Source organism: Nocardia jejuensis NBRC 103114 (assembly GCF_001613145.1).
GTDB lineage: Bacteria > Actinomycetota > Actinomycetes > Mycobacteriales > Mycobacteriaceae > Nocardia > Nocardia jejuensis.
Window position 1 is genome coordinate 50,370 of record NZ_BDBU01000012.1, and the last position, 11,602, is coordinate 61,971.

An 11,602-nucleotide genomic window follows, 5' to 3' on the forward strand; every position below is an offset into this window, starting at 1 on the left:
CGACGGCGGCGGTTCACTCGCCCGGAGCCGCGGTTCACTCACCCGGAGCTGCGGCTCATTCACCCAGAGCCGCGGCGAAGGTCGGCCAGGAGTTGTGCAGATCCTGCTGCCAGTAGCCCCAGGAGTGGGTGCCCGTGGGACGCAGATCGAAGACCGCGGGAATATCCAACTGCTGCAGACGATCTCGCAGTTGCCGCGTGCACGCGCCGGTGATCGCGTCCAGGATGCCGCCCACGACGAGCTGATCCACCAGCTTCACCGGGCTGCCGTTCACCCCGGGCCCGGTCAGGGTGTCGAGCGGGCCCGGCTCACCGGTGCCGGTGGACACGTAGATCGCGGTGCCACGCAATTCGTCCGCGCGCAGGAAGGGATCGTTGGCGGCCCAGGCCGGACTCTCGGGCGGGCCCCACAGATTCGACGGATTGCCCCGCCGCGAGGCCACGATGGCGTTCACCATGAGCCGGCCCGCGGTGTCGCTGGTGCGCACGCAACCGCTGTACGAACCGATCGCGCGGTACAGGCCGGGTGCGCTCAGCGCCACGCGGAACACCGCCGAGCTGGCCATCGACAGTCCCGCCAGCGCGTTGGCTCCGGTGCCGCCGAACGCGGAGTCGATGATCGGCGGCAGTTCCTGGGTGAGGAAGGTGGTCCAGCGCTGCCTGCCCAGAACCGGATCGTCGGCCTGCCAGTCCGCGTAGAAGCTGCCCGCGCCGCCGATCGGTATCACGACGGTGACCTGCTTGTCCGCGAAGAATCGCTCGACGTCGGTCTTGGTCAGCCAATTGCTGCCATCGCTCCACAGGCCCGTGTCGGTGCCGCCGTCCACTCCGTTGAGCAGGTAGAGGGTCGGCGCGGGGCGGGAACTGTCTTGCGCGGGAAGCACTTCCACCGGAACGGTGCGAGCCATGGCGGGTGAGTGAACGGTCAGGTCGAGAACGCGTCCGGGCCCCGGTGAGGCGGCCACCAGATGCGCGCCGTCGGATGCGGGCGTGGCGGCGGCCATGGCTCGTGCCGCGATGGGGGTGGTCGTTCCGGCCGGTGGGTCGGCCCTCGCCGATCCGCTCGTGCCGAGCAGCAGAGCGATGAGCAACAGCACCGACGCGCGAATCATGGCGAGCAACGTAGGCCCCGGCATTGCCGCCCGGCGTCCCGATCGCGAGTTTTCGTGCATCTCTTCAGAATTCCGATGCCCCCGCTGGTAATCACCACAAACTCCCCGGCATCCCCGCTACCGGCCCGAAAGCGCTGCTACCGTCGATCTTCGGAGTTCGACGACGCCTCCCTGCCCGGGTACAGGGCCGTCCCGACCCGAAACTGGGTACTTTTCGTAGAACGGCCGGGAAAAATTGGTCACCGAAATCTTCGAGACGACAGTCGATCTGCCGGTCGCACCGGAGGTCATCCGGAGTCTGCTCATCGATCCGCAACTCTTTCCGAGGATCTTCCCCGGCGTCGGGGCGTGCGAACAGCAGGAGACCCTCCTCGAGGGCACGACCTGGCTGATCCGCATCGGCACGCCCGAGCTGGGAGTGCACACGCGCCGGGCGTCGTTCGGCGCCGATCGGCACGGCGGACTGCAATTGCGCTGCGCCGAAACCGGAGCTCTGGTGAGCGTGCGGGTGCGCAGGCTCGACGAGCTGACTCGCCTCACCATCACGTTCCTCTCCGCCGGGCGCATTCATCCCGCCGTCGCCACGCTGTCCAACGCCGACGTGATCGCCTGGGTCGAGGCCGGACTCGGCCGGATGGTCGAACTGATCTCCGGTGCGAGCACCTCGACCGTGGTCAACGGTGAGAATCGCCCACTGCGACAGCGCGCCCACGTGGCCGGGCAGATCGTCTCGACCGGTGTGGTGCGACCACTTCGACCGTTGCGCGCCATGAAACAGATCGGCGGCCTGGCGAAATGGGGATTCAACCTGGCGGGCGGCTACGCCGCGGCATCGGCCTACGCTCCCGACCGCGTGGCCGTGGTGGACGATCGCGGCTCCCGGACCTTCCGGGAGATGCACGAGCGCAGCCGCGCGCTGGCGGGCGCCATGGCCGCGCGCGGGCTCGGTCCCGGCGACGCGGTAGGGCTGCTGGCGCGCAATCACGCCGAGATGATCGAAACCATGGTCGCCGCGGGCAAACTCGGCGTCGATGTCTTCCTGCTCAATGCCGGACTGTCCGGTCGCGTCATCGAGGACATCGTGCAGCGGCATCGGCTCACCTCGCTGTTCGTCGATGAGGAGCTCGAGCCACTGGTGCAGCACCTGCACACCGACATCGACCGCTATCGGACCGATTCGTCGGATGGGGAGATGACGACAGGCTCGCTGATCGCCCAGGAGCACAACAGTTTCCGGGCTTCCTCCCGTCGCGGACGTCTGATCGTGCTCACCTCCGGCACCAGCGGCACCCCGAAGGGCGCGCGCCGCCCGCACCCGCGCGGTTTCGCCACCGTCGCGGCCCTGCTCTCCAGAATCCCGTTGCGCATGAACGAAACCATGCTCATCCCCGCCCCGCTGTTCCACACCTGGGGACTGGCGGCGCTGCAGCTGAGCACGGCGCTGCGAGCGACCGTCGTGCTGTCGAGCCGATTCGACGCCGAAGACTGCCTGCGCCAGATCGCCGAGCATCGCGCGAGCACCCTGATCGTCGTGCCCACCATGGTGCAGCGCATCCTCGATCTCCCCTTGGAGGTGCGCAACCGATACGACACCTCGAGCCTGCGCATCGTGGCCAGTTGTGGTGCGCCACTGGCAGGTATCACCGTCCTGCGTTTCATGGACGCCTTCGGTGACGTCCTGTACAACACCTATGGCTCCACCGAGGTCTCGTGGGCGACCATCGCCACCCCCGAGGACCTGCGCATCTCCCCCACCACCGCCGGTCGCCCGCCGCTGGGGACCCGAATCGCCGTGCTGGACAAGGCCCGTCGCCCTGTCGCCATCGGCGCGGTCGGTCGGATCTACGTAGGCAACCACATGCTCTTCGACGGTTACGTCAACTGCCCGCCGCCCGATGAATCCCACGGGCTGCTCGATACCGGCGACCTCGGCTACCTCGATGTCACCGGCCGTCTGTTCATCGCGGGGCGGGACGACGAGATGATCATCTCCGGCGGCGAGAACGTCTTTCCCCGTCCGGTGGAGGAGGCACTCTCCCACCTCCCCCAGATCAGCGAGGTCGCCGTGGTGGGCGTCCCCGATCCCGATTTCGGACAACGCTTGGCCGCCTACATCGTTCAGCGTGAGGGCTCGGATCTGGACCCCCACATGATCCGCACCTACATCCGCCATCGCCTGAGCCGCTTCAGTGTTCCCCGCGACATATTCTTCCTCCCCACCCTGCCGCGCGGCGAGACCGGAAAGGTCCTCAAACGACTGCTCACCCCCGCCTCCCCGGCCCACTGACTCGATCCGCGAGTCACCGCGTCGAATGCACGACATCCTCGTGTTCCGCGGGCGAGTGGCGGTCGCCGGTGCGCAGGGGCGCACCGACGCGGTGCATGTGCCGCAGCGCTTCGCCATACGAGCGGATCAGTCCGGTCTCGTGGTACGGCACGCCGATGTCGGCGCAGTAGTCGCGGACGATCGGTTGTGCGCGACGCAGATTCGGGGTCGGCATACTCGGGAACAGATGGTGTTCGATCTGATAGTTGAGTCCGCCGAGGGCCAGGTCGATCACCGCGCCACCTCGTACGTTGCGTGAGGTCAGCACCTGCCGGCGCAGGAAGTCGGGGCGGTCGTCGCCGGTGAGGGTCGGCATGCCCTTGTGGTTCGGGGCGAAGATGCAGCCCATGTACAGCCCGAACAACGCCTGGTGGACCGCGAGGAACGCGAACGCCTTGTCGGCCGGCAGGACCGCGAACACCGCGCCCAGATAGGCGGCGAAGTGGCCGACGAGCAGTGCGCCCTCCAGCGCACGGTGTTTGATCGCGCGATTGCTCAGCGCACGCACCCCGGCGATGTGCAGGTTCACGCCCTCGAGCAGCAGCAGGGGGAAGAACAGGAACGCCTGCGCCCTCCCGATGAGCCGGGGCAGACCGCGACTGGCCCGCGCCTGCCGCTGCGACCAGACCAGAATGTCCGGCGCCACATCGGGATCGAGTTCCTCGTGGTTCGGATTGGCGTGATGGCGAGTGTGCTTGTCCTGCCACCACCCGTACCCCAGCCCGATACCGGCCGAGCCGACCACTCGGCCCACGATCTCGGTCGGCCTGCGCAACCGGAAGACCTGGCGGTGCGCGACATCGTGCATGACGAGCGCGACCTGTGCGAACGTCACGGCCATGAAGGCGGCGACCAGCAGCGTCCACCAGGAGTCGCCGACCAGGACGAACGCCGCCCACCCCGCGGCGAACGCACCACCGACCAGGCTGAGCCGGACCGCGTAGTAGACGGGACGCCGATCCAGCAGTCCCGCCTCGGAGATCCGGCGCAACAGTCGCGCGTAATCACCGCCGTCGCCGCCGCGCCGCGATGACCGTGGAGATGACGGGGAGCCCAAAGCCGATGTCGTCATAGATCTTCCTGAGAGCCGAGTCGGTGATGTCACCCGTGGGTCGTCGATGCCGATCGGGCATCGGAACCAGCGGCCGTCGCACGGTACGTCCGAGACGTCGTGACAGTTCGATTCACCGAAGCTATCCGCGGAATTCTCACCCCGTGTAATCCCCTGGTATGGCAGGGAATAGGACTCCGGGGTGATAAGGCAGCCCTCTCACCGTCACTCGTCGACCGTCTCCCGCGTATCGTGTGGGAATGCCCGGTCCCGGCCGACGGCTCGCCGTGCGGAGAACGATCACCGCCGTGGGCGCGGTACCGGATGGGAGCAGGTGGCAGCGATGCGGGACATCGTCGAACATCGCCATGGGGCGAACGACATTCGGCTGGTGACCGCGTCGTTCCGGACGCACACCTTCGTGCCCCACGCACACAGCGAATATGCCGTCGCGGTGGTCGAGCGCGGGGTGGAGGCGGTGCGGTATCGCGGCGCCACCGAGCACGCACCGGTCGGAAGTCTGCTGCTGCTCGATGCCGAGACCATGCACGCGGGCCGGCCGGGAGCCGCCCAGGGGTGGGACTATCGGGTGTTCTACATCCCGCCGGAGGTACTGCGGGAACTCGCGGGTTACCGTCCCTCGTTCCCGGTGCCGACCCCGCATGATCCGGGGCTGGCCGCTCGGCTGATCCGGCTCCATCGCAGTCTCGAACTCGAAACCCTTGCCACACAAGGACAATTCGAACTGGTGTTGACCGAACTCCTCATCCGCCACACCCGTCGCGCCATCCCCGCACCACCACCGCTGCTCGTGCGGAAGGTGCAGCGCCACCTGGCGCAGGACCTGCGACGCACCCCGACCCTGGACGAACTGGCGATCGTCGCGGGGCTGCCACGATTCCAGCTGCTGCGGGCATTTCGCCGCGACACCGGCGTCACCCCGCACGGATATCTGCTGCAGCTACGACTGCGATACGTCCAGCAACTGTTGAACGCCGGGCACTCCATCGCCCATGCCGCCGCCGAAAGCGGCTTCTACGACCAGGCACATCTGCATCGCCACTTCCGCCGCATGTTCGCGGGGACTCCGGGGCAGTTCGCGCGCAAGAACGTACAAGACCGGGACGACCGACGTCTCTAGCGTCTACGACGTGGATGAACACACCAGCCCCGAATTCGCTCGCAGCGCCCTGCTCACCATCGATCTGCAACGGGACTTCGTGGCCGATGTCGCCGGTACCCGTGAGGTGCTGCCCGCGGCGCGGCGCCTGGTCGATGCGTTCCGCGCCGCGGGTCGACCGATCGTGCACGTGGTGCGGCTGTACCTGCCCGATGGCAGCAACGCCGAGCGATGCCGACGCACCGTGCGCGACAAGGCGACGGCCTACTCACCGGGATCCCAACTGGCCGAGGAGCTTTCGACCTCCGGCACGCTGGATCCGGCACTGCTCCTCACCGGGCGCGCACAACAGATCGGCCCCGCGGAACACATCCTCTACAAACCGCGCTGGAGTGCGTTCTTCGACACCGCGCTGTCCGATCACCTCACCGAACGCGCGGTCAGCACCGTGGTCGTCACCGGCTGCAACTATCCCAACTGCCCGCGCGCCACATTGGTCGAGGCGACCGCACACGACCTGCGCGTCGTCGCGGCGCGTGACGCGATCTCCGGATGGACCCGGGACGCGGACCACGAGATGCCGGGCATGGGAATCTCCTGCCTGAGCACCGAGGAGGTCGCCGCCGCCATGACGCCCGAATGACGCCGCGACACAGCGCACCCCGGGCAGGTTCGAGGCATCGGGAACCGACATTCAGAGTTGGACCCACACCGACTTCGTCTTCAGGTAGCCCTCGATACCTTCCTTGCCGAATTCGTGGCCCCAGCCGGACTGCTTGTAGCCGCCGAAGGGTACGCCGTGATCGAAGACCAATTGGCAGTTCAGCGAGACGGTTCCGGCCTCGAGGCGTCGTGCGAGGTTGTGGGCGCGGCTCAGATCGGTGGTCCAGGCCGTCGCGGCGAGTCCGTAGGTCGTATCGTTGGCCATCGCCACGGCTTCGTCGTCGTCATCGAACGGCAGGACGGTGACCACGGGACCGAAGATCTCTTCTCGATAGAGCCTGCTGGTGGCCGGATCGACCCCGGCCAGCACGGTGGGGTGGACGAAATAGCCGACGCGGTCGAGCCGGTGACCACCGGTGACCACCTCGACGCCGTCCTTCTTGCCCTCGTCGATGTATCCCATGACGCGAGTGAGCTGCTTCTGGCTGATCAGCGGGCCGATCATGGCGCCCTCCTCCTTCGGCCCGCCCAGCTTCAGATTGTTCGCGACGTTCGCGATACCCTCGACGACCCGCTCATAGACGCCGCGCTGAACGAAGATGCGCGAACCGCAGACACAGCCTTGGCCCGAGTGCACGAAGATGCCCATCGACGCCATCATGATGGCCATGTTCAGATCGGCGTCGTCGTAGATCAGGACCGGCGACTTGCCGCCGAGTTCGAGCATGACCTTCTTGAGGTTGCCCGCCGAGGCCTGCACGATCATCTTGCCGACCTCGGTCGATCCGGTGAAGGCGATCTTCTCGACATCGGGATGGGCGGTCAGCGCGGCGCCGGCGGTGTGGCCGTATCCGGTCACCAGGTTCACCACACCTTCGGGGACACCCGCTTCGCGAATGAGCCGGTCCAGCAGCAATGCCGAAAGCGGCGTCTCCTCAGCGGGTTTGACGATGCTGCTGCATCCGGCCGCGAGGGCGGGCGCGATCTTGGCGCACGCGTTGAAGATCGGTCCGTTCCACGGAAAGATAAGGCCGACAACGCCATAGGGCTCTTTGAGCGTGTAGGCGTGCATCTCCGCGAAAGCACCCGAGACCCCGCCCTGCATCTGCACCTCGTGCGCGGTGCCGTTGAGCTTGGTGCACCAGCCCGCGTAATAGCGGAAGAATTCCGCGCAGGTGGGCACGATCATCTTGGCCTGTGCCAGCGGCATACCGGTGTTGAGCGAGTCGAGTTCCGCCAGCTCGTCGAGGTGCTGGTCCATCAGGTCGGCGATGCGCCACATGATCTTCGCGCGCTCGCGCCCGGGCAGGCCGTTCCATACCCCGGATCGGAAGGCGGCCTTCGCACGAGCCACAGCCTCGTCCACCGCGTCTCGACCGCAGTCGGTGAACTCGCCGATCTGTTCTTCGGTCACCGGATCGATGATCGGGACGACATCACCAGTACCGGGGCGCTCGCGTAGTTCGTCCAGTATCGACTGCACCGTCATCGTGAATTCCTTCCTCGTTGCCGAGGCGACCGGTGTGCGCGGAGCTTGCCGCGCACACCCGTAGAGCGAATGTTAATCACATGATTAACATCGCGATCGCGACAAGGTCAATAGGCTCACCTGCGGGTCTGATCCAGCAAACTACCCGTGAATACGGATTCGGCAGCCTTCGCTCGCCCGCGAGCACACCCCTATCCCCGCCCGGGCCGAACCCTCCGTCGTAGCGATCGAGGAACCCCGCACGGGTTGCCCGCAAATCGACAGCAGCGGGTCCGGCAACTCGGCCGAGACTCCGGCCGCGCGGGCATCGAGCACAGCGGGCGCCCTCGACGCCGCACTCCGCAACGTTTCGGATTCGACCGAATTCTCGACCCATCCGCGACCCTCGCGGTGCCGAACCAATTCGCGATAACGGACCAGGAGGAATCCTCTACGACTGCCATTGCGCGCCGGCACGGAAGGAGCAGTGACAGGCGTCGGTTCGACATGCCCTGTGCCCTGCCGCGCGGCGCGGGACCCGAGCGCATGCGACGCGCCTAACCCGCACTGGTGTAAGCGCTTTCGAGGTTCCGGGTTGTAGCATTCACGAGCCGACCGGCGTGATGACGGAGATGCTCGACGTATCGCCGACGCTCTGGTCGCCGAGTCCCGGGTACGCGGACTCCGAGCGCCGCTCGGCCGATCGATCCGATCCTGCCGAGGTGTCCTGCGCACGGAGTGGTTCCGCACCGCTGCCGGACGTCTTTCCGCATGCCCGAAATCGTTCGTCCAGTGTGGCTGAAGCTGACTTGGGAGGTCGAAGGTCGATGAACAACGAACGAGATTCGGGGCGTGCGGCGACCCTGGCGGACATCCTCGTGCGCCGCGCCGCCGAGCAACCGGGGCACATCGCCTACACGTTCCTCGACGCTCGCGGGAACCGCGACGTCGAGGACTACGCACTCCTGCTGGACCGTGTCATCGACGTGGCGAGCCGAGTGCGGGAAATCAGCCAGCCGGGCGATCGCGTCCTGCTGCTGTGCCCACCGGGCCTCGACATGGTGCACGCCTTCCTGGCCTGCCTGCTGACTCGACGCGTCGCGGTACCACTGTTCGTGCCTACCTCGCAACGACATTCCGACACCGTGGCCGCGATCGCGCACGACAGCGGCGCCGTGGCCGTCATCGCGCCCCAGTCCGCCGCACCGGTTGCCCGGGACTTGCTCGGTTGGCCGGACGAGAAGATCATCGACAGCGCGGCGACCGGAGACGGCGGTTCCCTGCAACTACTGGACACCCCGCTCCCCTCGGCCGACGATATCGCGCACCTGCAGTACACCTCGGGTTCCACCGGAAACCCGAAAGGCGTTGTGGTGCGCCATCGCAATCTCGTGCACAACCTCGAGTGCCTGCGGATCGCCCTCGGGCACACCGAGCGGACCTCGGCCGTCCACTGGCTGCCGCCGTCGCACGACATGGGCCTGATCATGGGAATTCTCTCCCCGCCCTTCGTCGGATATCCCGTGACGCTCATGGCGCCGATGACGTTCCTGCGGAATCCGATCGTCTGGTTGCGTGCGATATCGGAGAACGCGAACACCACCGCGGGCGGGCCGAATCTGGCATACGGCCTGTGCGCCGAGCGGGTCTCGACCGCCGATGCCGAACAGCTCGATCTGTCGCAATGGAATATCGCGTTCGTCGGCGCCGAACCGGTCAATCCCGTTGTCCTGGATACCTTTGCCGACAAATTCGCCGCGAGCGGATTCCGTCGGGAAAGTTTCTTCCCCGGCTACGGACTCGCCGAGGCCACCCTGTATGTCAGCGGCGGACCCGTCGGCGCCGGGGTGCGCACGAGTTCCTTCGCGAGCGAGGAACTGGAGAAGGGCTTCGTCACGGAGCAGGCGAACGGCCGCGAACTGGTCGATTACGGGCCGGTGCGGGCGGGTACCGCGGCGATCGTCGATCCCGAGACGCTGCGACGATCGGAGCCGGGGCGGGTCGGTGAGATCTGGTTGTCCGGAGGCAGTGTCGCCTCGGGCTATTGGAACAAGCCCGAGGAGAGCGAGCGAACGGTCTCGGCGGAAATCGCGGACGAGAGCGGAACCCCCTACCTGCGCACCGGCGATCTCGGATTCACCGTCGACGGGCATCTGTTCATCTGCGGGCGCCTCAAAGAAGTCATGATCATCAACGGGCGCAATCTGTTCCCCCAGGATATCGAGTGGAGCATCGAATCCACCCATCCGAACCTGCGCCGTGGCGGCTGTGCCGCGCTGTCGGTCGACATAGACGGCGAAGAACGGTTGATCGTCGTTCAGGAACTCGACGACGACTGCACCGAAGACACTGCGGCCCTGGAAGGTTCGATCAAATCCGTCATCAGCCGGGAGCACGCCGTATCGCTGCATCGAGTGATATTCGTGGGCAAGGGCAAAGTGCTGAAGACAACCAGCGGCAAGATCCGCCGATCGCACCTCCGTGACTTGTACGCCAACGAATTCGAATCGAGGGCAATATGAGCGAACCGCAGGACGACTCGGAAATCACCGAGTTCTTCATGGAATGGGCGAGAGGGCGGCTGGGGCTCGATTCGGTCGACCCACGCACCCCGCTCACGGCACTCGGGCTCGATTCGGTCAGGGCCGCCGAGCTGTTGACGATCCTCGAGGACCGATTCGGCATCGAGGTATCGGCCGAGGACATCTACGGCGGCCTGTGCGTCGCCGACCTGGTCGAGGCGGTCGCCCGGCATCGCGAACCCGGCGCCGACCTCCCCGGCAGGGCCGCCGCGCCGAGCACGCCGTCGCACCGGATCGGCGGCGGCATCGAGTTCGGCCTGTTCTTCTTCGCCAGCGACGCCCAGCACAGCGAGTCCCAGCGCTATCAGCTGCTGCTCGACAGCGCGCGCTTCGCCGACACCCACGGCTTCAGCTCGATCTGGTTGCCCGAGCGCCACTTCCACAAGTTCGGCGGGCTGTACCCGAATCCGGCCGTCCTCGCGGCGGCACTGGCGACGATCACGCAGCGGGTGCGGATCAGAGCGGGCAGCGTGGTTCTGCCGCTGCACAATCCGGTGCGAGTCGCCGAGGACTGGTCGGTGGTCGACAATCTCTCCGACGGCCGGGTGGACGTCGCGTTCGCCACGGGGTGGAACCCCGACGATTTCGTCCTGGCGCAGCACAATTACGAGGCCAGGGTCGAGGTCATGCGATCCGGAATGCAGAGTGTTCAGCAGCTGTGGCGCGGCGAGTCCATCTCGCTGCCGAACGGGGTGGGCGAATCGCGTTCGGTACAGATTTTCCCCACCCCGATCCAGCCGGACCTGGTCACCTGGGTGACCTGCAGCGGCGGTATCGAACGCTTCGAGATGGCGGGCGAGCTCGGCGCGAATGTGCTGACCGCCCTGCTGTTTCAGACCGTGGACGAGCTGGCGGACAAGATCACCGCCTATCGCAAGGCGCGCGCCCGCCACGGCCACGGCGCGGAGGCCGGACGAGTCACGGTCATGCTGCACACCTTCGTCGGAGACGACGACACCTCGGTGCGCCGGACGGTGCACGAGCCGTTCAAGAGCTACCTCGCCGATTCGGTCGACCTGTGGCGCCGAGGCGCCGAGTCTCTCGACGAATTGGACGAGAGGTCACGAAACAAGGTGCTGGACTTCGCCTTCGAACGGTACTACCGCAGCAGCGGACTGTTCGGCACCCCCGATTCCGCGCTCTCGATGGTCGAGAGCCTGCACCGCGCGGGCGCTGACGAGATCGCCTGCCTGATCGACTTCGGAGTGGCCGCGCCGACCGTGCTCGACGGTCTGCGATCGCTGGCCACCCTTGCGGACAAAGCCCGTTCTCTTTGAGCTT

The 11,602-nt window shown here is 66.7% G+C and carries 8 protein-coding genes; 5 read left to right on the forward strand and 3 right to left on the reverse strand.

Features of this window, described 5'->3' with window-relative positions; all coding sequences use genetic code 11:
• Positions 1-55 precede the first annotated feature (55 nt).
• A complete protein-coding gene (locus NJ1_RS09215; protein ID WP_245717297.1) occupies positions 56-1,111 on the reverse strand; it encodes an alpha/beta hydrolase in 1,056 nt (351 codons plus the stop codon).
• 235 nt (positions 1,112-1,346) lie between these two features.
• Between NJ1_RS09215 and NJ1_RS09220 the strand changes: the two genes are divergently transcribed.
• Positions 1,347-3,398: an AMP-binding protein gene (locus NJ1_RS09220; protein ID WP_067690351.1), complete on the forward strand. Its 2,052-nt coding sequence runs from the start codon at positions 1,347-1,349 to the stop codon at positions 3,396-3,398.
• A gap of 13 nt (positions 3,399-3,411) precedes the next feature.
• Here NJ1_RS09220 and NJ1_RS09225 read toward each other — a convergent pair whose 3' ends face one another.
• Entirely contained in the window at positions 3,412-4,509 is a 1,098-nt protein-coding gene (locus NJ1_RS09225) for a fatty acid desaturase family protein (protein ID WP_067690354.1), read from the reverse strand.
• A gap of 322 nt (positions 4,510-4,831) precedes the next feature.
• On the opposite strand from NJ1_RS09225, the gene NJ1_RS09230 reads away from it, so the two are divergent.
• Together NJ1_RS09230 and NJ1_RS09235 are read left to right on the forward strand one after the other, a co-directional pair.
• Positions 4,832-5,629 (forward strand): AraC family transcriptional regulator, encoded by a 798-nt coding sequence (locus tag NJ1_RS09230; RefSeq protein ID WP_067690357.1) that lies wholly within the window; start codon positions 4,832-4,834, stop codon positions 5,627-5,629.
• 10 nt (positions 5,630-5,639) lie between these two features.
• Positions 5,640-6,251, forward strand: coding sequence for a cysteine hydrolase family protein (locus NJ1_RS09235; protein ID WP_067690360.1), 612 nt, complete (start codon positions 5,640-5,642; stop codon positions 6,249-6,251).
• Between the two features lie 51 nt (positions 6,252-6,302).
• Here NJ1_RS09235 and NJ1_RS09240 read toward each other — a convergent pair whose 3' ends face one another.
• A complete protein-coding gene (locus NJ1_RS09240; RefSeq protein WP_067690364.1) occupies positions 6,303-7,760 on the reverse strand; it encodes an aldehyde dehydrogenase family protein in 1,458 nt (485 codons plus the stop codon).
• Between the two features lie 806 nt (positions 7,761-8,566).
• On the opposite strand from NJ1_RS09240, the gene NJ1_RS09245 reads away from it, so the two are divergent.
• Together NJ1_RS09245 and NJ1_RS09250 are read left to right on the forward strand one after the other, a co-directional pair.
• A complete protein-coding gene (locus NJ1_RS09245) occupies positions 8,567-10,261 on the forward strand; it encodes a fatty acyl-AMP ligase (RefSeq protein WP_067690367.1) in 1,695 nt (564 codons plus the stop codon).
• Positions 10,258-11,598, forward strand: a complete 1,341-nt coding sequence (locus tag NJ1_RS09250) for a MupA/Atu3671 family FMN-dependent luciferase-like monooxygenase (protein ID WP_067690372.1) — start codon at positions 10,258-10,260, stop codon at positions 11,596-11,598. The genes NJ1_RS09245 and NJ1_RS09250 overlap by 4 nt, the downstream gene beginning before the upstream one ends.
• The last annotated feature ends 4 nt before the right edge of the window (positions 11,599-11,602 follow it).